The sequence below is a fragment of the Palleronia sp. genome (assembly GCF_042089775.1).
Lineage (GTDB): Bacteria > Pseudomonadota > Alphaproteobacteria > Rhodobacterales > Rhodobacteraceae > Palleronia.
In genome coordinates, this window is the sequence record NZ_JBELKF010000011.1 from 37,861 (window position 1) to 58,361 (window position 20,501).

Consider the following 20,501-nt stretch of genomic DNA (forward strand, 5'->3'; position numbering starts at 1 on the left):
TCAGCCTTCCTCCATGAGGCTGTGTTCGGCCTCGCTTTCGATGTGGTGTCCCTCGGCGACGGTGCGGATGTCCTGCGCGACCTGGATCGCGAGGCGCAGCCAGCAGACGCTGACGCCGAAGAGGAAGATCACCCGGCCGGGCCATTTCGGCAGGTTCAACTGGCCGAAGTAGAAGCCTCCGCCGGTCAGGGCGCTGTGGGCCTCTTTCCAGCCGGCCCAGATCAGCGGCAGCAGGGCGAAGAGCCCCACCACGCCGCCGAAGATCACCAGCCAGTCCTGCACCCGGCGCGGGAAATGCTGGCTGAGCACCTCGACGACGATATTCGCCCGCGCGGCCACGGTCGCAGCCAGCGGCAGGACGATCGCGGCCACCATCAGTTCGGTGACCATGACGACGGTGTCGGGGATGCCCGTGTTCAGCGTCGCACGCAAAAGGACGCTCAGCGTGATCAGCACCCCCAGTGCTGCAATCGCGGCGGCGGCGAGGTCGAGCAGGAAACGCTCGGTCCAGCGAAGCATGGCGGCCTCTCGTTCAGAGTGGATCGCCCGCACCCCGCGACGGGGGTGCGGGACAGGGATTCAGCGCTCCCAGGGATAGCCCTGGTCGGCGACTTCCTGCGTGTACTGGTCGATCAACGACTGGTACTCGGTCATCAGGGCTTCGCCGTCGATACCGACATTCGCAGCCGTCTGCTTCCACTGGTCCACGTAGGTGGACCCGGCTTCGACCAGCTTCTGACGCTCGGCGTCGGGCAGCTCGACCACCTCGATCCCCTTGTCGCGCATCATCTGCACGGCGGCGTCATTCTCGACCGAGAGGATCTCGCCCAGCTCGTCGGGGATCGCCTGTCCGGCCTCCATCAGCCAGGTCTGCTCTTCCTCGCTCAGACCGTCGAACACGTCCTTGTTCATGAACACGCCAAGCGCGCCGACCTGGCCCCAGTTCATGATCGTGTAGCTGTCGATGATTTCCTGCCACTGGAGGGCGGGAACGACATAGCTGTAGCCTTGGCTGCAGTCGATGAGCCCCGAATCGAGGCCCTGATAAGCGTCGTAGATCGACATCGACACGAGGTTCGCGCCCTGGTCCGCGAAGGCCTGTCCATAGGCGCCGACGCCGCGGACCTTCAGCCCCTCGATGTCGTCGACCGAGGCGATGGTCGCGCCCTTGCAGCCGACATTGATCGCCGAGGTGGTGAACGTGCCGATATAGACGAGGTTCTGATCTGCCAGGTTCTGCTGGATCTGCTCGTTCGAGCGCATCAGATCGTCGGTCGCCTTCATGCCAACCCAGGGGTCCGGGTTGTTGATCGGCAGGTCTGCAATGCCGTAGCCAGCCATCTCCTGCGGGAAATAGACGGCGATGATGGTGCCCGCGTCGGCCACGCCGTCCGCGATCCCGCTGCGGGCCGCCTCGGCCTTGAACAGCGCGCCGCCCCACTGGATATCGAACGTCAGGTCCCCGTCCGAGCGACGCTCGACCTCGTCCGCAAAGAAGTTGATCGCGTCGGCACGCGCGCCGCGGTTGGGACCCGCTTCACCGAAGAAGAGGGTGGTCTGGGCAGCGGCCGCGCCGGCGCCGAGGACAAGCGCAAGCGCCGCCGTCGTCAGAAACTTGGTCATGTTTTCCTCCCTTGACCTCGTGTTCCACAATGCAGAACCGAGTTTCAATATATCGAATGCTAGAGAGGCCGGCGCGGTTTGTAAACGGCCCTTGCCGCCGCTGCCGTCAGTTGCGCGGCGGGGCGGGTCGTGGCAGTCGGCCAGAGGGACGCGAGGCGGGGGCAGCAAGGCATGGTCACCCATAGAACCCTCGGGGTGGGGGCCGTCATCGCGGCGGCAATCCTCTGGGGCACGACCGGCACGGTGCAGACCCTTCTGCCCGCAGGGCGCGAGCCCTTGGCTGTCGGTGCGCTGCGCCTGCTCTTTGGTGCGCTGGCCCTTGTTGCGCTGGCGCTGGCCGATCCCGCCAGCCGACGCGCCCTGGCCCGCCTGCCGTGGGGCGGGATCGTCTTCGCGGGGTTGTCCATCGGCCTCTACAACCTGTTCTTCTTCTGGGCCGTCACGAAGGCTGGCGTGGGCGTCGGCACCGCATTGGCTATCGGCAGCGCACCGATCTGGGCGACGCTCTACGAGGTTTGCGTGGCGAGGCGTCGACCGGGCCCGGTCCGGCTGGCGGGTCAGGGGGTGTCGGTGCTTGGCGTGGCGATCCTGTCGCTGTCGGGCGGCGGACCGGCGGACTCTCTGTTGGGAGTCGGGCTCGCCCTGCTGGCGGGGGCGTCCTATGCGTCCTACTCGCTCGCCACTTCGGCGATCGGTCACCGCGCCCCCAGCACCGCCATCGCGGCGGCGACCTTCACCGTGGCTGCGCTGTTCACGGCGCCGGTTCTGGTCATGGTCCCGACAGGGTGGATCGTCGGTCCGGTGGCGTGGGGCGCGCTGGCATTCTTGGGCGTGGCGGCGACCGGCTTGTCCTACGCGCTTTACACGTGGGGCCTGACGCGGGTTGCGGCCTCGACTGCCGTGACGCTGGCCCTGGCCGAGCCGGTGACGGCCTGGATGCTCGCCACTTTCGCGGTGGGCGAGCCGGTGACGCTGCGCAGCGCGCTGGGCGTCGCGCTGATCCTGGGCGGGCTGGCGGTCGTCACCGGCCGGGCCGACCGCGGCTAGAGCGCCGCGGCGACGACGCCCGGCAGCGTGGACCAGTCGTCGAAGGTGGCGCGGTGGGGCAGGGTCTCTACCGCGGCCTTTCGGTAGCCGCGCGTGAACAGAAGGAACGGCACGCCGGCGCGGTGGGCCGTTTCGGCGTCCGTCTCGCTGTCCCCGACATAAAGGCAGGGGCCTGACCCCAGCGCCTCGCAGGCAACGCGAAGGGGCGCAGGGTCGGGTTTGCGCGCAGCCATGCTGTCGCCGCCGATCCGCACGGCAAAGAAGTCCTGCAATCCGAAATGCCGCAGAAGGGCGTCCGTCGGACCCTCGGGCTTGTTCGTGCAGAGCCCGAGCCTGTGTCCGTCATCCCTGAGCGACTTCAGGGCGTCAATCACGCCGTCATAGGGCTCGGTCAGCGTGACCGCACCCTTGTAGCGGGGCAGGAAGGCAGCGTGCAGACGCTCCTGCTCGGTATCGGGAATATCGCGGGCGGCGCGCATCCGGGCGACGAAGACGGCGGTGCCCTCGCCGATGAAGGCGACCGTTTCCTCGATCGACAGGGGCGGGCGGCCTTCCTCTGCCAGGACAGAGTTCGCCACGGCGCGGATGTCCGGCGCCGAATCCACCAGCGTGCCGTCGAGATCGAAGACGATCCGCGCCATCAGTTGTCCTTGTCTATCTTGCGCACGTAAAGCTCCATCCGGTGGGCGACGATCTCGTAGCCCGCATCGGCGGCAAGCTCGGATTGCAGGCGCTCGATCTGCTCGGAGTGGAATTCGACCACCTCGCCGCTGTCGAGGTCGATCATGTGGTCGTGGTGGTCCGCGTCCGCGCGTTCGAACCTTGCGATGTCGTTCTGAAACTGGTGGCGCTGGATCACGCCGTGCTCTTCAAGAGCCGTCAGCGTCCGGTAGACCGTCGACAGGGAAATCCCCGGCATCTCTTCCGAGGCACGGCGGTGCAACTCGACCGCGTCGGGGTGGTCGTCCGACCGCGACACGATGTGGAGCAACAGCCTGCGCTGCCGCGTGATGCGGATGCCGCTGTCGCGGAGCGCATCGGTCAGCTCCTGGGCGCGTTGATGAGGGTCGGACATGGCCATCCTATTGCATTGGCCCGCCCGCGGCATCAAGTCGTTCCTGCAAGTCATTCGCAACTGCTTGACTGTTGCAAATCATTCCTAGATGCATGTCGTGTCCTTAGCCGGAGATGGGTCCGTGCCGATCCGAAGCCTTCCGCTCTTTCTTGCTGCATCCCTTGCCGCGGCGCCCGCGCTGGCCGCCGAGAAGCTGAAGGTCGCGACGACCTTCACGGTCCTTGCCGACATGGCGCAAAACGTCGCCGGCGACGCGGCCGAGATCGTGTCGATCACCAAGCCCGGCGCCGAGATCCACGGCTACGAGCCGACGCCGCAGGACATCGTGCGCGCCTCGGACGCCGACCTGATCCTGTGGAACGGATTGAACCTCGAACTGTGGTTCGAGCAGTTTCTGGACAATCTCGGGGATGTGCCGTCGGCTACGCTGACCCAAGGAATCGACCCGATCCCGATCGGCTCGGGCGAGTACGAGGGCGCGCCGAACCCTCACGCCTGGATGGGGCCGGACAACGCGATCGTCTATATCGACAACATTGCTGCCGCCCTGTCAGAACGCGATCCCGCGAACGCCGCGACCTATGCCGCGAATGCCACCGCTTACAAGGACGCGCTCGACCGCACCATCGGGCCCCTGCGCGACCGTATCCAGAGCCTTCCCGAGGATGAGCGGTGGCTCGTCACCTGCGAGGGGGCGTTCAGTTACCTCGCGCGCGACTTCGGCATGCACGAGCTGTTCCTCTGGCCGATGAACGCCGACCAGATCGGCACTCCGCGCCAGGTCCGCGCGGTGATCGACGGGGTGCGCGAGCACGACATCCCTGTCGTCTTCTGCGAAAGCACCGTGAACACCGCACCCGCACAGCAGGTCGCGCGCGAAACCGGCGTAGCCTATGGCGGCCAGCTCTACGTCGACTCGCTCTCCGAGCCTGACGGGCCGGTGCCGACCTACCTCGACCTGCTCCGCGTGACCGCGACGACCGTGGCCGACGGACTGACCCGGGGCGAGGGCTAGCCCATGCGCGACCTTGCCCCTGAGACGGAGCCGGGCCTTCTGGCCGAGGACGTCACCGTCACCTATCGCAACGGCCATACCGCGCTGCGACACGCGAGCCTCGCCGCGCCCCGGGGCAGCGTGACGGCGCTGGTTGGGGTAAACGGGGCCGGGAAGTCGACGCTCTTCAAGGCGTTCATGGGCTTCGTCCCCCTTTCGGCCGGGCGGGTCCGCATCCTGGGGCTGCCCGTGCGGGACGCGCTGCGGCGCAACCTCGTGTCGTACGTGCCGCAGGCCGAGGAGGTAGATTGGAGCTTTCCGGTCCTCGTCGAGGACGTCGTGATGATGGGGCGCTACGGGCACATGGGCTTCCTGCGCCGGGCGAAACTAGCGGACCGTGCGGCGGTCGATGAAGCCCTTGCCCGTGTCGGCATGGAACCCTTCCGTCACCGGCAGATCGGCGAGCTGTCGGGCGGCCAGCGCAAGCGGGTCTTCCTCGCGCGGGCGCTGGCGCAGGACGGTCAGGTGATCCTGCTGGACGAACCGTTCACCGGCGTCGACGCGGGTACCGAAGAGGCGATCATCGCGCTGATCCGCGAGCTTCGGGCCGAGGGGCGGGTGATGCTCGTCTCGACCCACGACCTCGGCGCCGTGCCACAGTTCTGCGACCGGGCCGCGCTGGTCCGGGGGACGGTGCTGATCCAGGGTCCCACGGCCGAGGTCTTCACCCGCCCCAATCTCGAGGCCGCGTTCGGCGGGGTGCTGCGCCGGTTCGACCTTCCGGGCGATGCAACGCCCGCGGCCTTGCGATCGGTGGCTGCGGGATGAGCGTCCTGCTCGAACCATTCTCCTACACCTACATGACCAACGCCATGTGGGTTTCGGCGCTGGTCGGGGCGGTTTGCGCATTCCTGTCCGCCTACCTCATGCTCAAGGGCTGGTCGCTGATCGGCGACGCGCTGTCCCATTCCGTCGTGCCGGGTGTGGCGGGGGCCTACATGCTGGGTTTGCCCTTCGCACTGGGCGCGTTCCTGTCCGGTGGCCTCGCGGCGGCCGCGATGCTGTTCCTGGCGAACCGGTCGGGCCTGAAGATCGACGTCGTCATCGGCATGATCTTCTCCTCGTTCTTCGGGCTGGGCCTGTTCCTGATCTCGGTGAACCCGATGGCGGTGTCGGTCCAGACGATCACCATGGGCAACATCCTGGCCATCACGCCCGGAGACACGGTGCAGCTGGCGATCATCGGACTCGTGTCGCTGGCGGTGCTGACGGCGAAGTGGAAGGACCTGATGGTGACCTTCTTCGACGAGGCCCACGCCCGCAGCATCGGCCTGCCCGTGAACGCGTTGAAGGCCACTTTCTTCGTGTTGCTGTCGGCAAGCGTGGTGGCGGCGATGCAGGCGGTGGGCGCGTTCCTCGTCATTGCCATGGTCGTGACGCCGGGCGCCACCGCCTATCTGCTGTGCGACCGCTTCCCGCGGCTGATCCTGTGCTCGGTCGCGATCGGGGCAGGCAGCGCCTTCGTCGGCGCCTGGGCGAGCTACTTCCTGAACGGCGCGACGGGGGGGATCATCGTGACGCTGCAGACGCTGCTGTTCCTTGTCGCCTTTGCCTTTGCGCCCAAGCACGGGATGCTGGCCGCGCGCCGCCGGGGCGCGCGGGAAAGGGGCGCGGCATGAGCGCTGACGGCCTGCTCCTCCCCTTCCAGTTTCCGTTCATGCAGACCGCCTTCCTGATCGGCGCAGTCGTGTCGGTGCCGGCGGCGCTGCTGTCGTGCTTTCTGGTCCTGAAGGGCTGGGCGCTGATGGGCGACGCAGTCAGCCACGCGGTCCTGCCGGGGATCTGCTGGCCTACGTCCTTGGCCTGCCGCTGATCGTGGGGGCCTTCGCGGCGGGGATGGGATGCGCCGTGGCGACCGGCTTTTTGTCGGGCAACTCGCGGGTCAAGCAGGACACGGTGATGGGCGTCGTCTATTCGGGCATGTTCGCCGTGGGCATCGTGCTGTTCGTCTCGGTCGAGACGAACGCGCATCTCGACCACATCCTGTTCGGCAACATGCTCGGCGTCTCGACCTCGGAACTCTGGACCGCCGTGGCGATCTCGATCGGGGTGGGGGGCGCGATCCTGCTGAAGTGGCGCGACTGGCTGCTCCACGCGTTCGACCCTGCGCAGGCGCGAGCGTCGGGGCTGGCGGTGGGGTGGCTGCACTACGGGATGCTCGCCATGCTGTCGATGACCATCGTCGCGACCCTGTCGGCGGCGGGATTGATCCTGGCGATCGGCCTGCTGATCGCGCCCGGCGCGATCGCGTTCCTGACGGCGCGGACCTTCCGCGGGATGCTGGCGGTATCGGTGGCGGCGTGCATTCTCGCAATGCTGGGCGGGACCTACCTGTCCTTCTTCCTCGACAGTGCGCCCGCGCCGACGGTGATCCTGGTCCTGACGGCGCTCTTCATCGCGGCGTTCCTCAACCGGGTGCTGCGGGGCAGCGCGCGCGCGACCGCGGCCTAGGCGCCTCGACATTCCCCAGTCCTCCGTGTCTCACTGCGGCCAAAGCGACGGAGGACATCTTGGACGCCCGCATCATCCGTTACGACGACGCCCGCCCGCGGCTTTCCTGGACCGACACGATGGAGGCGATCCGCGAGGGCCACATGCGCCCCCGGGCCGAGATCGGCGACCTGTTCCTCGGTCCGCCGGACGGGACCCTCCTGACCCGCGGCGCCTACATCGAGGGACTGGGCTATGGCGTGAAGTCGATTACCGTTTTCGCAGGCAACGCGGCGCGCGGCCTGCCGACCGTGCAGGGGGCGATGTTTGTCTATGCGCCCGATGACGGTCGCCTTGAGGCGATCGTCGACAGCCGCCTCGTCACCGAATTCAAGACGGCCGGCGACTCGATCCTCGGTGCCCGCCTGCTCGCTCGTCCCGATCCAGCCGAGCTGCTGATCGTCGGCGCAGGGACCGTCGCACGCAGCCTGATCCTGGCCTACGGCGCCGCATTCCCGTCGCTCGAGCGGATCTCGATCTGGGCCCGCCGGACGGCGCAGGCCGAGGCGTTGGCAGACGAATTCGCGTCCCGCTCGGCTGCGGTGGCCGCGGTGGACAACCTGCCGCAGGCGGCGGCGCGCGCCGACATCATCTCGACCGCCACGATGGCGAAAGAGCCGATCCTGAAGGGCGAATGGATCGCGCCGGGAACCCATGTCGACCTGATCGGCGCCTTCAAGCCCGACATGCGCGAGGCCGACGACGCGCTGATCTCGGGCGGGACGCTGTTCGTGGACAGCCGCGAGACGGCGCTGGCCCACATCGGCGAACTGAGCATCCCGATTGCGGCCGGCGTCATCACCCCGGACGACCTGCGGGGCGACTTCTACGACCTCGTTCCCGGCGGTGCGGCGCGCAGATCGGACGACGAGATCACGGTGTTCAAGAACGGCGGCGGCGCACATCTTGACCTGATGGTCGCGCGCTACATCGCCTTGGTGGCCTGAGCGGCGTCAGCTGCCCTCGCGCATCTCGCGCTGGCGCATCGGCATCTTGTCGATCGATCGGGTGATCTCGCGGACGTCCCAGGGGAAGGGCTTGCGCAGCGACACTTCTCCATCCTTGCCGAGAACGGTCAGCTGAAAACCCCGCGGCCGCAGGCGGCGGCGGACGTCGCTCAGCGTATCGGGGTCGGTATCGGTGATGACGACCACGTCACGCCGGGCAAGATCGTCGGCGCGATCCGCAATTCGCTCCATCTGTTCCTGGAAGGCCGGCATCTGCGGCGCGTCACCGAACACCACGACCGGGCGCGCGATCCAGAGGAAATCATCGAGGTCGACCTCGGACGCGTCGAAAACCGTCGTCGGGTCCTCCTGCCAGCGCGAAACGGGGTCCTCGGCCTCCTGCGCGGCAAGGGGCGCGACGAGGAGCGGAAGCAGAGAAAGCAGGACAGGCAGGATGAAACGCTTGATCATGTGGGGAATGTAGGGCTTCGCCGCCCCTTCGCGAAGACCTGCGAGGCGCTCGGTTGCGATCACAACGTCGCGGGCACGCGTTTTCGAGGTTCAACAAGGGCCGGGACAGCATTGCGCCCTAGATCCGGCGAGGCAGAGCGGTAGCAAGGGCAGAGTGAGTGAGACGATTCGAAACGAGGCTGTTCGAGGCGCTGACCCACGACACGACCAGTCCCGGCGGTCTGTCTCCGGCGGCGCACGAGGTCGAAGCGGGCGCCTTCGTGCGCCACGCGGGCGCGCTCGCCATGACGAAGCTCGCCGACGGGCTGCTGTCACCCAAGCTGATCCTCGCGTGGCTTCTGACCCACCTTGGCGCGGGCAGCGTCTTCGTGGGCCTGTTGGTGCCGATCCGCGAGAGCCTCGCCCTGCTTCCGCAGATCGTCGTCGCCCCGCGCCTTCAGGCGCTCGCCCGGCGCAAATGGGCGTGGGCGGCTGGCAGCCTCGTCCAAGGACTGGCCTGTGCCGGCATCGTGCTGGCGGGGCTGACGTTCGAGGGGGCCGCGGCGGGCGTCGCGATCTGCACCCTTCTGGCAATCCTCGCGATCGCGCGGTCGGTTTGCTCGGTCACGATCAAGGATCTTCTGGGGAAAACGGTGGGTGCGTCGCGGCGGGGAACGGCGTCGGGGCTGGCGGCGTCGGTCGCCAGCATCGGCGTGATTGCCTTCGCGCTGATCCTCGTCCTGGGCGGAGAGGCGCGGTTCGGCCTCGCCATCGCGGCGCTGTCCCTCGCGGCGGCGCTGTGGATTGCCGCGGCGGCCTTCTTCGCGACACTGGAGGAGGAGGCCCGCCCCGGCAAGAGAGAGGGGGCGCCGTGGGCCCAGCTTGCCCTGATCCGCGAGGACCCGCAGTTGCGGCTTTTCATCGTGGTGCGCGGGTTTCTGACTGCCACGGCTCTGGCGCCGCCCTACCTGATCCTTCTTTCGCCCGGTGAGGGGGCGTTTGACCGGCTCGGCGCGCTGATCCTTGCCTCGTCCGCGGCATCTTTCCTGTCGGCCTATGTGTGGGGGCGACTGGCGGACCGATCGTCGCGGCAGGTGCTGATGGCGTCGGGTGCCCTGGGAGCCGTCGGAGTGATTCTGGCCCTCGTCTTTGCCGCGATGGGCGTGTCGGGGACGTGGTGGGCCCTGCCGCTGGCGCTGTTCGTGCTGATGATCGCCTATGACGGTGTTCGGCAGGGGCGGTCGACCTATCTTGTGGACATGGCGCCGGATGGCCGCAGGGCGGCCTACACGGCCGTGGCGAACGCCGTCATCGGCGTCGTGCTGCTGGGATCGGGCCTCTTCGGGGCGCTGGCGTCGCTGGCGGGGCCGAACGTCACGCTCTGGCTCTTTGCCGCGATGTCGGCGGCGGCCTGCCTGCTCGCGATCCGGCTTGACGAGGTCGAGTAGGCGCGTGACGGTCCAGAACATGGAGCATCTCGATACCAGTACCGGGCGGCGCATCGCCTACCATCGCACGGCGGGAAAAGGGCCTTGGGTCGTCTTTCTCGGCGGGTTCAAATCCGACATGAACGGCACCAAGGCGGTGCACCTGGAAGGCTGGGCACGAAGCGCCGGACAGGCCTTCCTGCGCTTCGACTACTCCGGCCATGGCGCGTCGTCCGAGACGTTCGAGGCCGGCTCCATCGGTGACTGGGCCGAGGACGCGGTCGAGGCGATCAAGACCCTGACCGAGGGCCCGGTGGTGCTGGTCGGCTCGTCCATGGGTGGCTGGATCTCGCTGCTGGTCGCACGCCGGATCGACCGTGTGGTCGGCCTCGTCGGGATCGCCGCGGCACCCGACTTCACCGAGGACAGCATGTGGGCCGGCTTCGACGAGGCCCAGCGGGCCGAGCTGGCGGACATAGGCCGCATCAACCTGCCGTCGGACTATGGCGAGCCCTACCTCATCACGCGCCGCCTGATCGAGAACGGGCGCGAGAACCTCGTCCTGCGCGATCCCGTAACTCCATTTGGCCCCGTGCGCCTGCTGCAGGGGACCGCCGATGCCGATGTCAGCCGCGACACCGCCCTGCGGCTCCTGGACCACCTCGAGGGCGACGTGCGGCTGACCTTCGTGAAGGGGGCGGACCATCGATTCTCTGACGATGCCTGCCTCAAGCTGATCGAACGGACTGTTGAGGAGGTGCTCGCGTGCGTCTGATCGCAGCCGTCGTCTGTCTGCTCATCGCCGCGGCTGCGGGCGTCTATTACTACGTACCGGGCGCCGAGATGCGGCGCCTGCCGTCGTCCGAGGCCATCGATATCGGGCGCGATGTCACGTTCTACCTCGAGAAGCGCGAGGCGCGGTCCGAGGGAATCGTCGAGGGCACGCAGAAGCGTGTCGTCTGGGCGGGGGAACGTGGGGCCCGTACGGACTGGGCCGTCGTCTACCTGCACGGCTTCTCCGCCTCGTCGGAAGAGATCCGACCGGTGCCCGAACTGATCGCCCAGGCGCTGGGTGCCAATGTGTATTACACCCGGTTCCAGGGACATGGCCGGGATGCCGATGCCATGTACAACGCCACCACGGCCGGCTGGGGCCGCGACATCGCCGAGGCGATCGCCGTAGGTGAACGGATCGGCGACCGGATTCTGGCGATCTCGACCTCGACGGGCGCGACGCTGGCGGCCATTGCGGCCGCCGACCCGGTGACTTCGGGGAGGATCGATGCGCACGTGATGATCTCGCCCAATTTCGGGCTGCAGAACCGGGCGGCACAGGTGCTAACGTGGCCGTTCGCGGACTGGTGGTTGCCGCTGATCGCGGGCGAGACCCGGGAGTTCGAGCCGGTGAACGAGCTTCACGCCCGCTACTGGACTGAGAGCTATCCGACCGTGGCGGCGATCCCGATGCAGGCCGCCGTCGCCCGCGCCCGCAAGCTGGACCTCTCGGCCGCCGATGCGCCGGTCCTGCTGATCTATTCCGAAGAGGACGAGGTCGTGCGTCCGTCCGCGATTCGGGCGGAGATGGCCGAGTGGGGCGGTCCGGTTACGGTGATGGAGATCGAGCCGGGCGAGGGGATCGACCCGATGAACCACGTGCTTGCGGGCGACATCCTCAGCCCCGCCGCGACCGCGGACGTGGTCGCCAGGATCCTCGACTGGATGGGAAGTATCTGACGTCGGAGGCGCCCCGCTGTATAGCGGGGCGTCCGCTCAGATCGGGGTCGGGCCGCTGCCGGTGGGCGCGGGCTTGTCGACGACGCCATTATTTGCTTCGCCATTGGCATTGGCCGGACGGCGCGTCGCCGGACGACCGGCGTTGCTGTCGATGAAGTCCAGAACCAGCGGCCGGATGTTATCACGCCAGGCGCGGCCGGCGAAGATCCCGAAATGGCCGGCGTTGGGTTCGAGATGCGTCCGGGCCTTCTTGGCCGGCAGGTTCGTCAGAAGGTCGATTGCGGCGAGGCACTGGCCGGGCGCCGAGATATCGTCCTTCTCGCCCTCGACGATCATCGTCGCCACGTCCTTGATCTTGGAGATGTCGACCCGCTGCCCGTCGATCTCGAACACGTTTCGGGCGATCTCGCGGTTCTTGAAGACCCTCTCGACCGTCGAAAGATAGAACTCGGCCGTCATGTCCATCACGGCCAGATACTCGTCGTAGAACTTGTTGTGCCGGTCGTGGTCGCCGGCCTCGTCCTTCGCCACCCTCATGATCTGGTCGCGGAAGGCGGCGGCGTGCGTGTCGAGGTTCATCGAGATGAACGAGGCCAGCTGCAGCGATCCCGGATAGACCTGCCGCCCCGCGCCCGCATGTTTGAAGCCGACCCGCTGGATCACAAGGTGCTCGAGCTGGCCCATCGTCACGCGCCGGCCGAAATCGGTCACGTCGGTCGCGTGGGCGTCCGGGTCCACCGGCCCGCCGATCAGCGTCATCGTGGCAGGCTGCGCCGCAGGCTCGTGCTCGGCCAGCCATGCCACCGCGGCAAGCGCCAGCGGCACGGGCTGACAGACGGCGACGAGGTTGGTGTCGGGGCCAAGCTCGCGCACGAAGTCGATCACGTAGCGGGTGTAGTCCTCGATATCGAACTTCCCGGCCGAGACCGGGATGTCGCGCGCATTGTGCCAATCGGTGACATAGACCTCGCAATCGGGCAGCAGCGAGGTCACGGTCGACCGCATGAGCGTCGCATAGTGGCCTGACATGGGCGCCACCATCAGCACCTTGCGCTTGCTCTCGCGGCGGCCCTGCACGCGGAACCGGATGAGGTCGCCGAAATCGCGCCTCATCACCTTTTCGACCTGAACGACGTGGTCGCGACCATCCTCGCCGACGACCGTATCGATCCCCCAATCGGGCCGCGCGACCATCCGGTCGAAGCTGCGCTCGGTCACGTCGCCCCAGGCCGAGAGCAACCGGAACATGGGATTCGGCGCGAGCCCGTGCACCGGGTACGACCCCAGCGCCTGTGCCGAAGCCCCGAGCCACTGGTTCGTGACCCGCATCGTTTCCGTGAAATCGTAGGCGAACATGTTGTACATGAAGGCTCCTTCAAAACCGGGCCCGCTATTTAATTCGCGCTCGGCTCTGCTAGGGTCACACGAGTGGACGACGACGCCCGGTAGGGTCCGAGCGGCCGCAGCAGAGCCTGCTGCCATGCAGCAATAAAGGACGGGAGGGGTCCATGGCAACGAAGGATCACGAAACCGATACAAATGTTGCGCAATATTCCGAGGCGATGGCCAAGAACCTGGCCCGGCTCGAAGTCCTGTCCGCGCGGCTGGCGGCGGTCATGGCGAACAAGCGGCAGGTCCCCGCATCGCTGCAAGGTCCCGCGCAAGAGCTTTATGCCAAGGCCGGCCTCGCCTTCATGCGCGAGATGATGGAGAACCCCGCCAAGATCATGCAGGCGCAGGTCGACTACTGGGGCAAGACGCTGACCCACTATGTCGAGGCGCAGTCGCGGCTCATGCACGGTGATTTCTCTCCGCCGCCGGACGAGACGGGGTCGGACACGCGCTTCACCGACGAGGTGTGGGAACGTCATCCGATGTTCAACTACCTCAAGCAGCAATACCTGATGAACGCCGAACTGGTGCGCAATGCCGTCGCCTCGGTCGAGGGGCTGGCCGAGCGCGACAAGAAACGGCTCGACTTCTTCAGCCAGCAGATCGTCGACATGATGAGCCCGACGAACTTCCTCGGGACCAACCCCGAGGCGCTTTCGCGCGCGATCGAAACCGAGGGAAAGAGCCTTGTCGACGGGCTCGAGAACCTCGTGCGCGACCTAGAGCGCAATGGGGGCGAGCTTGTCGTTACGCTGGCAGATCCCGATGCCTTCACCGTAGGCGTGGACCTCGCCACCGCGCCGGGGAAGGTGGTCTACAGCAACCGCCTGTTCGAGCTGATCCAGTACGCGCCGACGACCGAGCAGGTCCACAAGACCCCGCTCGTCATCTTTCCGCCCTGGATCAACAAGTTCTACATCCTGGACCTGCGCGAGCAGAACAGCTTGATCCGCTGGATCGTCAGCCAGGGCTTCACCCTCTTCGTCGTCAGCTGGAAGAACCCCGGTCCGGACTATGCCGAGGTCGGCATGGACGAATACGTCTCCGAAGGGTTTCTCGAGGCGATAGACCAGGTAAAGTCGATCACCCGCGAAGAGCAGGTCAACGCAGTCGGCTACTGCATCGCGGGGACGACGCTGGCGCTGACGCTGGGATTGATGTCCAAGCGCGGCGACAAGAGCGTGAAGTCCGCGACCTTCTTCACGACGTTGACTGACTTTTCGGACCAGGGCGAGGTGGGCGTCTTCCTCGACAACGACTTCGTGGACGGGATCGAGGAAGAGGTGACGCGCAAGGGTTACCTCGACAGCTTCTACATGAGCCGCACCTTTTCGTTCTTGCGGTCGAACGACCTGATCTACCGCCCCGCGATCCGCAGCTACATGATGGGCGAGACGCCGCCCGCTTTCGACCTGCTGTTCTGGAACGGGGATGGCACAAACCTGCCGCGCGACATGGCGATCGAGTACCTGCGCGGCCTATGCCAGGAGAACAAGCTGGCCACCGACGGGTTCGAGGTGCTGGGCGAGACGGTGACGCTCAAGGATGTGAAGGTGCCGCTGATCGCCGTCGCATGCGAAACCGATCACATCGCCGCCTGGAAAAGCTCGTATCGCGGGATCCAGAAGATGGGCGCGCGATCCAAGACTTTCCTGTTGTCTGAATCAGGGCACATCGCGGGCATCGTGAACGCGCCGTCCAAGAAGAAGTACGGCCACTACACGAACGGCAAATGGGACGGCACGCCCGAAGAATGGCAGGCCGCGGCCGAGTTCCACGCCGGCACCTGGTGGATGCGCTGGGGCGAATGGCTGGCGAAGCGCTCGGGTCGCATGGTTGCGGCGCGCCAGCCGGAAAACGGCCTCTGCGACGCCCCCGGTACCTATGTGACAGAGGTTCCCAAGCTCTGACTGCCATGCTGCGGGCGCAAACATGACGCGCCCGGGGGCGGTCTGTTGGCGCCCGCAGCGCAGGCATCCTGCTGCATGATTCGGCATCAAGCGGGTGAAACTGCCTCTGAGGGCAAGTTGCCCCAACGGAACTTTTTTTGCCGCAGCGCAGAAATCGCGCTTGCAATGCCGCACTGCAGCGCCATATTTGTGTTACAACACAACAGGGGCGACCCAACGCCCACCCGTACCGCACTGACTGAAGAATTCATTGGAGCGATAGATAATGGCGACCAAGACAACCACCGACTACACCAAGATGATGCAAGAGATGATGGCATCGGTTCCCTCCGACATGTCGGCCTACCAGGACGCATTCAGGTCCTACGCCAGCTTCGGCGAGAAGATGTCGAAGGTCGCGATCGAAGCCGCCGAGAAGTCGACCGAGATTTCGGCCAAGTGGACCCAGGACACCCTGAAGCGCATGAACTCGGCCACGGTCGTCCGTGACGAGCCGGCCGATTACGGCAAGGCGCTGACCGACTTCGCCTCGGCTCAGGCCGAGATGACCGCCGAGACGATGGCGATGTTCGCCGAAGTCGCGAAGAAGGTGCAGATGGAAACGGTCGAGCTGATGCTCGCCGCCGGCAAGGACGTGTCCGAGGACCTGACCAACGCCGCCAAGAAGGCCACCGGCGAAGCAAGCGCCACCGCGCGCAAGACCCCGGCCCCGGCCAAGTGAACTACTCGAAAAACGTCGCGTATCCCTCCCCGGCGGCGTGAGGCAGGGCGGACTTCGGTCCGCCCTTTCTTTTTGTAATTCACGCGCATACGCTCAACCGTGAGACACGAGACGCATGGGAGGCAACGCCATGCCGCAAGATCAAAAACCGCTTCTGATCAAGCGCTACGCGAGCCGCAGGCTCTACAACACCGAGACCAGTGACTATGTCACGCTCGAGGACATCGCCGGGTTCATCCGCGACGGCCGGGACATCAAGGTGATCGATCTGAAGTCGGGCGACGACCTGACCCGTCAGTATCTTTTGCAGATCGTGGCCGAGCACGAATCGAAGGGTGAAAGCGTCCTGCCGATCGAGGTGCTGACGGATCTCGTCCGCTCCTACACCACGCAGGCCAACTCGGTCGTGCCCCAGTTCCTGCAGATGTCGTTTGACATGCTGCGCAAGGGGCAGGCCAACATGATGGGCCCGATGGCCGCCGTGCCGGCTTTCGGCGCCATGCAGAAGCAGCAAGAGGCGTTCCTGAAGGCGATGACCGGCGGTTGGTCGGCCGCAGCGGGTTCGACCGCGTCCGAGGCGGGGTCGACGGTGCCCGTGAAGGAGGTCGAAAAGAAGGAGGCGGAACTTGATGAGATCCGCCGCCAGCTGGCCGAGATGCAGGCCGTCCTCAGCAAGATGAACGGTTAATCGTCCCGGAACAACCGCCCGCGCTCGGCCACGGCGACGAGGGCCAGCGCGAGGATCGATAGGCCGAGGAAGCCGCTCAGCAGCGGCACGAGTGTCCCGTCGTAGAGGTAGGCCACCGCGCCACCCAGAATGCCGCCGCCCAAGGTCTGCGCGCATCCCAAGACCGCCGAGGCGACGCCGGCGACATGGCCCATCGGCTGCATGGCCAGCGCGTTCAGGTTCGGCGGGACGAAGCCGAAGCAGCACATCGTCATGATGAACATCACCATGAACAGCGGAAATGGCGTCGCGCCGCCAAAGGCGATCGCCAGCCCGAGATGGATTCCTCCAAGGATTATGAAGGCCACCAGCGCCGTCTGCGACAGGCGCCGGACGCCGAAGCGGCGGGTCAGCCGCGAGTTGGCGAAGCTCGACGCTGCCATGAAGCCAGCCACGAGCGAGAAATACAGGGTGAAGCTCTCCCCCAGGCCGTAGGTGCGCGTGTAGATCTGCTCGGCCTGGTTGATGAAGGCGAAGAGCACGCCGAAGAAGGCGGCCATCGCGGCGGTATAGCTTGCGGCCATCCGGTTCGACACCACGATGCGGAACGCCTCGGCCACGCCCTTGCCTGTCAGCGGCCGACGGTCTGCGGGGTCGAGCGTCTCGGGCAGTCGGATCGCTGTCCAGACGAGCGCCACCACCCCGAACAGGGCCATCACGATGCCAAGTTCATGCCAGTCCCCGAAGGCGAGGACCAGAGCACCGATGTTGGGGGCGACGATCGGCATGATCATGAAGACCATCATGACCAGCGACATCACGCTGGCCATTCGCGCGCCCTCGAACCGGTCGCGCACCAGCGCCGTCGCCACCACGCGGGTCGACGCCGCGCCGATGCCTTGAACCAGGCGCATGGCCAGGAGTGCATTGTAGCTCGGCGCCCAGACCGATCCGAACGCGCCGATCATGTAGATGAGTAGGCCTGCGATCAGGATTGGCCTTCGTCCGAACCGGTCCACCAGCGGTCCGTAGACGACCTGCGCCGCACCGAAGCCCAGCACATAGGAGGTGATCACGAACTGCCGCGCGTTCGAATCGCCAATGCCGTAGCTCTCACCGATCGTCGTCAGGGCCGGCACAAGGATGTCGATCGCCGCCGCGTTCAGCGCCATGAGGAACGCGATCATGGCGACGAATTCGACATAGGACAGGGCAGGGCCCGTAGGCGTGTCGGAGTTGCTGGCCACGGTCATCGCGGTTCCTTCTCGGGGTGGATCGTCCCCACTTCACCCATTTTCGCTATGCGTCAATGACGGGCCCCGGCATGGCAGCCATGCGTGGAGCGCAAGCCCTAGACGTTGATGAGCAGGTGCTCGCGCTCCCAAGGAGAGATAACCTGCAGATATTCGTCGTATTCCGTGCGTTTGACCACGGAATAGACCTGCGCGAAGTCCGGGCTCAGCAACTCGTGCAGGACATGTGCATCGTCGAACAGTTCGAGTGCATCGAACAGCCCCCGCGGCACGCCCTCGTCGCTGTTGTAGGCGTCGCCCTTGCATTCGGGGCCGGGGGCGCGCTGCTCGTCCATCCCCAGAAGGCCGCAGGCCAGCGACGCCGCGATGCCAAGGTAGGGGTTGCAGTCCATCCCGGCGATGCGGTTTTCGACCCGCCGCGCCTGCGGCTCGGCCACCGGAATGCGCAGGCCCGCCGTCCGGTTGTCGCGGCCCCACTCCAGGTTCACCGGGGCGGCGAACTCCTTCACATAGCGGCGGTAGCTGTTGACGTAGGGCGCCAGCAGCGCCGTGGCCGAGGGCAGGTGGTGCTGCAACCCGCCGATGAAGTGGCGGAAGGCGTCCGTCTCTTCATCGTCGGGGCCCGAGAAGATGTTGCGGCCGTTTCCGTCCAGCACCGAGTGGTGGATATGCATGGACGAGCCCGGCTCGTTCTCGATCGGCTTGGCCATGAAGGTCGCAAAGCAGCCGTGGCGCAACGCAGCCTCGCGGATCAGCCGCTTGAAGAAGAAGACCTCGTCGGCGAGCTTGATCGGGTCGCCGTGACGCAGGTTGATCTCGAGTTGCCCGGCGCCGCCCTCCTGCGTGATGCCGTCAATCTCGTAGCCTTGCGCCTCGGCAAAGTCGTAGATGTCGTCGATCACGCCGCCGTACTCGTCCACGGCCGATAGCGAGTACGCCTGCCGCGCCGCCGCTGCGCGCCCCGTGCGGCCGATCATCGGCTCGATCGCTTGCCCGGGGTCGGTGTTGCGGGCGACGAGGTAGAACTCCATCTCGGGCGCTACCACGGGGGTCAGGCCGCGGTCGGCATAGGCGGCGACGACGCGCTTCAGCACATTACGGGGGGCGGCGGGAACCGGGCCGCCCTGTTGCAGCTCCATGTCGTGGATCACCTGAAGCGTCCGGTCCGCCGTCCACGGCGCGGCCGTGGCTGTGGAATAATCCGGCGTCAGGATCATGTCGGGCTCGGTTGCGTCCTCGGGAACGGGGACGGTGGCCCAGCCGCCGGTGATCGTCTGGTGGAAGATCGTGCGCGGCAGGAAGAACCGCGATTGCCGGGCGAACTTGCCCGCCGGCATCGCCTTGCCGCGTGCGATGCCGGGCAGGTCCGATACGATGCACTCGATCTCTTCCGGGCGCTGTCCGTCAAGGTAGAGGCGCACCGCTTCGGGTGCCTGGTCGAGCCAATCGCTCATGGCGCGTTCTCCCGGAAGAAGGCGGCAAGGCGTTCGCCCGTCATCGCGTTGTCGGTCGGTTCGCTCAGTCCGGCTTCGGCTTCTTGCAGCAGGTCGTCGTCCACCCGCCCACGACCGACCTGCTCGATCAGCCCGCCGATGAAGCCGGCACCGAACTCGGGATGCGGTTGAATCGTCAGTGTTTTTCCGCAGGACAGGCCGGCATGCGTGGTGAAGTCGTTCGTCAGGATCGTGTCGAACCCCGCCGGGGGCTCGATCACCTGGTCCTGGTGCCAGGCGTTCAGATGGACCGTCTCGCCCTGCCAGTCATAGGCGCGGCGGCCGACCGACCAGCCGCCGCCGAACTTCTCGACCTGGCCGCCCATGGCCTGCGCGATGATCTGGTGGCCGAAGCAGATCCCGACCAGCGGGCGCCGCCCGTGGATGGCGCGGATCAGCCGCTCCAGGGGCTCGATCCAGTCGTGCCCCTCATACGCGCCGTGGCGCGAGCCCGAGACCAGCCAGCCGTCGCAGAGGTCAGAATTGTCGGGCACGTCGCCCTCGAACACGCGGAACACGCGCCACTCGAAACCGGGGCCCAGAAGCTGTGCATAAAGCTGTGGATAATCGCCGAACTTCGCCGAAAGCGCCTCGGGCGTCGCCCCGCACTGCAGAAGGCCGATCAGCATGGGGTCACTCGCCCTCGAAAGAGCAAAGCGACTCGACCCGAAGGCCCATGTCCTCCAGCCGCTTGCGCCCGCCGAGGTCGGGAAGGTCGATGATGAAGGCGCAGCCGACGATCTTGGCACCCAGCCGCTCGCACAGCTTCACGCCGGCCCCTGCGGTGCCGCCGGTCGCCAGCAGGTCATCGACCAGCAGCACCCGCTCGCCCGGCTTGAAGGCGTCGTCGTGCACCTCCATCGTGGCCGAGCCGTATTCCAGCACGTATTCCTCGCTGATCGTGGAACCGGGCAGCTTGCCCTTCTTGCGGATCGGCACGAAGCCCACGTTCAACTGGTGTGCAATCGCCCCGCCCATGATGAAGCCGCGCGATTCCAGCGCCGCCACCTTGTCGAAGCGCTGGTCGGCAAACGGGTCGAGCAGCTGGTCGATGCAGATGCGAAAGCCCCGCGGGTCCGCGAACAGCGTCGTCACGTCCCGGAACATGATGCCGGGCTGCGGGAAATCCGGGATCGTCCGGATGTAGTCGCGGACGGTCTTCTTCTGCTGGCTCATCTCGTGTCTCCGGGCGGGCAGTTGCGGGGCGGACCTAGCGCA

At 66.5% G+C, this 20,501-nt stretch carries 21 protein-coding genes and 1 pseudogene; 12 read left to right on the forward strand and 10 right to left on the reverse strand.

The window, feature by feature from the left end; genetic code table 11:
- Both ACFDS3_RS04865 and ACFDS3_RS04870 read right to left on the reverse strand, forming a co-directional pair.
- Positions 1–519 carry a TRAP transporter small permease gene (locus tag ACFDS3_RS04865; RefSeq protein WP_375261220.1) on the reverse strand — a complete coding sequence of 173 codons (519 nt, stop codon included), beginning with the start codon at positions 517–519 and terminating at the stop codon, positions 1–3.
- A gap of 60 nt (positions 520–579) precedes the next feature.
- Positions 580–1,623, reverse strand: a complete 1,044-nt coding sequence (locus ACFDS3_RS04870; protein WP_375261221.1) for a C4-dicarboxylate TRAP transporter substrate-binding protein — start codon at positions 1,621–1,623, stop codon at positions 580–582.
- A gap of 171 nt (positions 1,624–1,794) precedes the next feature.
- On the opposite strand from ACFDS3_RS04870, the gene ACFDS3_RS04875 reads away from it, so the two are divergent.
- Positions 1,795–2,670, forward strand: a complete 876-nt coding sequence (locus ACFDS3_RS04875; protein ID WP_375261222.1) for a DMT family transporter — start codon at positions 1,795–1,797, stop codon at positions 2,668–2,670.
- Here ACFDS3_RS04875 and gph read toward each other — a convergent pair.
- Positions 2,667–3,311, reverse strand: a complete 645-nt coding sequence (gene gph, locus ACFDS3_RS04880) for a phosphoglycolate phosphatase (protein WP_375261223.1) — start codon at positions 3,309–3,311, stop codon at positions 2,667–2,669. The genes ACFDS3_RS04875 and gph overlap by 4 nt on opposite strands.
- Complete coding sequence (locus ACFDS3_RS04885; RefSeq protein ID WP_375261224.1) at positions 3,311–3,745, reverse strand: Fur family transcriptional regulator; 435 nt, start codon at positions 3,743–3,745, stop codon at positions 3,311–3,313. The genes gph and ACFDS3_RS04885 overlap by 1 nt, the downstream gene beginning before the upstream one ends.
- Before the next feature lie 88 nt (positions 3,746–3,833).
- On the opposite strand from ACFDS3_RS04885, the gene ACFDS3_RS04890 reads away from it, so the two are divergent.
- From ACFDS3_RS04890 to ACFDS3_RS04910, 5 genes and pseudogenes are all read left to right on the forward strand, one after another.
- Positions 3,834–4,760: a metal ABC transporter substrate-binding protein gene (locus tag ACFDS3_RS04890; RefSeq protein ID WP_375261225.1), complete on the forward strand. Its 927-nt coding sequence runs from the start codon at positions 3,834–3,836 to the stop codon at positions 4,758–4,760.
- A 3-nt stretch (positions 4,761–4,763) separates the two neighbouring features.
- Entirely contained in the window at positions 4,764–5,567 is an 804-nt protein-coding gene (locus tag ACFDS3_RS04895) for a manganese/iron ABC transporter ATP-binding protein (protein ID WP_375261226.1), read from the forward strand.
- On the forward strand, positions 5,564–6,418 hold the full coding sequence (locus ACFDS3_RS04900) for a metal ABC transporter permease (RefSeq protein ID WP_375261227.1): 855 nt from the start codon (positions 5,564–5,566) through the stop codon (positions 6,416–6,418). Before ACFDS3_RS04895 ends, ACFDS3_RS04900 begins: the two co-directional genes overlap by 4 nt.
- A pseudogene (locus tag ACFDS3_RS04905) lies at positions 6,415–7,250 on the forward strand (metal ABC transporter permease). The gene ACFDS3_RS04900 and the pseudogene ACFDS3_RS04905 overlap by 4 nt, the downstream one beginning before the upstream one ends.
- Before the next feature lie 59 nt (positions 7,251–7,309).
- Entirely contained in the window at positions 7,310–8,236 is a 927-nt protein-coding gene (locus tag ACFDS3_RS04910; RefSeq protein WP_375261228.1) for an ornithine cyclodeaminase family protein, read from the forward strand.
- Positions 8,237–8,242: 6 nt separating this feature from the next.
- Here the strand turns inward: ACFDS3_RS04910 and ACFDS3_RS04915 are convergent, their stop codons facing one another.
- Positions 8,243–8,707, reverse strand: coding sequence for a DUF4174 domain-containing protein (locus ACFDS3_RS04915; protein ID WP_375261229.1), 465 nt, complete (start codon positions 8,705–8,707; stop codon positions 8,243–8,245).
- A gap of 158 nt (positions 8,708–8,865) precedes the next feature.
- On the opposite strand from ACFDS3_RS04915, the gene ACFDS3_RS04920 reads away from it, so the two are divergent.
- The 3 genes from ACFDS3_RS04920 to ACFDS3_RS04930 are packed head-to-tail and all read left to right on the forward strand — an operon-like array spanning position 8,866 to position 11,847.
- Positions 8,866–10,134, forward strand: a complete 1,269-nt coding sequence (locus tag ACFDS3_RS04920) for an MFS transporter (RefSeq protein WP_375261230.1) — start codon at positions 8,866–8,868, stop codon at positions 10,132–10,134.
- 19 nt (positions 10,135–10,153) lie between these two features.
- On the forward strand, positions 10,154–10,888 hold the full coding sequence (locus ACFDS3_RS04925; RefSeq protein WP_375261250.1) for an alpha/beta hydrolase: 735 nt from the start codon (positions 10,154–10,156) through the stop codon (positions 10,886–10,888).
- Positions 10,879–11,847, forward strand: a complete 969-nt coding sequence (locus ACFDS3_RS04930) for an alpha/beta hydrolase (RefSeq protein ID WP_375261231.1) — start codon at positions 10,879–10,881, stop codon at positions 11,845–11,847. Before ACFDS3_RS04925 ends, ACFDS3_RS04930 begins: the two co-directional genes overlap by 10 nt.
- 36 nt (positions 11,848–11,883) lie before the next feature.
- Here the strand turns inward: ACFDS3_RS04930 and phaZ are convergent, their stop codons facing one another.
- Positions 11,884–13,212, reverse strand: a complete 1,329-nt coding sequence (gene phaZ, locus ACFDS3_RS04935; protein WP_375261232.1) for a polyhydroxyalkanoate depolymerase — start codon at positions 13,210–13,212, stop codon at positions 11,884–11,886.
- Between the two features lie 143 nt (positions 13,213–13,355).
- On the opposite strand from phaZ, the gene ACFDS3_RS04940 reads away from it, so the two are divergent.
- From ACFDS3_RS04940 to phaR, 3 genes are all read left to right on the forward strand, one after another.
- Positions 13,356–15,149 (forward strand): PHA/PHB synthase family protein, encoded by a 1,794-nt coding sequence (locus ACFDS3_RS04940; RefSeq protein ID WP_375261233.1) that lies wholly within the window; start codon positions 13,356–13,358, stop codon positions 15,147–15,149.
- Positions 15,150–15,414: 265 nt separating this feature from the next.
- Positions 15,415–15,870, forward strand: a complete 456-nt coding sequence (locus tag ACFDS3_RS04945; protein ID WP_375261234.1) for a Phasin — start codon at positions 15,415–15,417, stop codon at positions 15,868–15,870.
- A gap of 130 nt (positions 15,871–16,000) precedes the next feature.
- Positions 16,001–16,558: a polyhydroxyalkanoate synthesis repressor PhaR gene (gene phaR / locus ACFDS3_RS04950; protein WP_375261235.1), complete on the forward strand. Its 558-nt coding sequence runs from the start codon at positions 16,001–16,003 to the stop codon at positions 16,556–16,558.
- On the opposite strand, the gene ACFDS3_RS04955 is transcribed toward phaR, so the two are convergent.
- The 4 genes from ACFDS3_RS04955 to ACFDS3_RS04970 form a co-directional block, all read right to left on the reverse strand.
- Positions 16,555–17,790 (reverse strand): multidrug effflux MFS transporter, encoded by a 1,236-nt coding sequence (locus ACFDS3_RS04955; protein WP_375261236.1) that lies wholly within the window; start codon positions 17,788–17,790, stop codon positions 16,555–16,557. The two genes, phaR and ACFDS3_RS04955, sit on opposite strands and share 4 nt — an antisense overlap.
- A gap of 98 nt (positions 17,791–17,888) precedes the next feature.
- Positions 17,889–19,244: a glutamine synthetase family protein gene (locus ACFDS3_RS04960; RefSeq protein WP_375261237.1), complete on the reverse strand. Its 1,356-nt coding sequence runs from the start codon at positions 19,242–19,244 to the stop codon at positions 17,889–17,891.
- Entirely contained in the window at positions 19,241–19,912 is a 672-nt protein-coding gene (locus ACFDS3_RS04965; RefSeq protein WP_375261239.1) for a type 1 glutamine amidotransferase, read from the reverse strand. Before ACFDS3_RS04965 ends, ACFDS3_RS04960 begins: the two co-directional genes overlap by 4 nt.
- 4 nt (positions 19,913–19,916) lie before the next feature.
- A complete protein-coding gene (locus ACFDS3_RS04970; RefSeq protein ID WP_375261240.1) occupies positions 19,917–20,459 on the reverse strand; it encodes an adenine phosphoribosyltransferase in 543 nt (180 codons plus the stop codon).
- Positions 20,460–20,501 lie beyond the last annotated feature (42 nt).

Coding starts and splice junctions, on each gene's coding strand:
- ACFDS3_RS04865 (WP_375261220.1), bottom strand. CDS start 519: ATGCTTCGCTGGACCGAGCGTTTCCTGCTCGACCTCGCCGCCGCCGCG.
- ACFDS3_RS04870 (WP_375261221.1), bottom strand. CDS start 1,623: ATGACCAAGTTTCTGACGACGGCGGCGCTTGCGCTTGTCCTCGGCGCC.
- ACFDS3_RS04875 (WP_375261222.1), top strand. CDS start 1,795: ATGGTCACCCATAGAACCCTCGGGGTGGGGGCCGTCATCGCGGCGGCA.
- gph (WP_375261223.1), bottom strand. CDS start 3,311: ATGGCGCGGATCGTCTTCGATCTCGACGGCACGCTGGTGGATTCGGCG.
- ACFDS3_RS04885 (WP_375261224.1), bottom strand. CDS start 3,745: ATGTCCGACCCTCATCAACGCGCCCAGGAGCTGACCGATGCGCTCCGC.
- ACFDS3_RS04890 (WP_375261225.1), top strand. CDS start 3,834: ATGCATGTCGTGTCCTTAGCCGGAGATGGGTCCGTGCCGATCCGAAGC.
- ACFDS3_RS04895 (WP_375261226.1), top strand. CDS start 4,764: ATGCGCGACCTTGCCCCTGAGACGGAGCCGGGCCTTCTGGCCGAGGAC.
- ACFDS3_RS04900 (WP_375261227.1), top strand. CDS start 5,564: ATGAGCGTCCTGCTCGAACCATTCTCCTACACCTACATGACCAACGCC.
- ACFDS3_RS04915 (WP_375261229.1), bottom strand. CDS start 8,707: ATGATCAAGCGTTTCATCCTGCCTGTCCTGCTTTCTCTGCTTCCGCTC.
- ACFDS3_RS04925 (WP_375261250.1), top strand. CDS start 10,154: ATGGAGCATCTCGATACCAGTACCGGGCGGCGCATCGCCTACCATCGC.
- phaZ (WP_375261232.1), bottom strand. CDS start 13,212: ATGTACAACATGTTCGCCTACGATTTCACGGAAACGATGCGGGTCACG.
- ACFDS3_RS04940 (WP_375261233.1), top strand. CDS start 13,356: ATGGCAACGAAGGATCACGAAACCGATACAAATGTTGCGCAATATTCC.
- ACFDS3_RS04945 (WP_375261234.1), top strand. CDS start 15,415: ATGGCGACCAAGACAACCACCGACTACACCAAGATGATGCAAGAGATG.
- phaR (WP_375261235.1), top strand. CDS start 16,001: ATGCCGCAAGATCAAAAACCGCTTCTGATCAAGCGCTACGCGAGCCGC.
- ACFDS3_RS04955 (WP_375261236.1), bottom strand. CDS start 17,790: ATGACCGTGGCCAGCAACTCCGACACGCCTACGGGCCCTGCCCTGTCC.
- ACFDS3_RS04960 (WP_375261237.1), bottom strand. CDS start 19,244: ATGAGCGATTGGCTCGACCAGGCACCCGAAGCGGTGCGCCTCTACCTT.
- ACFDS3_RS04965 (WP_375261239.1), bottom strand. CDS start 19,912: ATGCTGATCGGCCTTCTGCAGTGCGGGGCGACGCCCGAGGCGCTTTCG.
- ACFDS3_RS04970 (WP_375261240.1), bottom strand. CDS start 20,459: ATGAGCCAGCAGAAGAAGACCGTCCGCGACTACATCCGGACGATCCCG.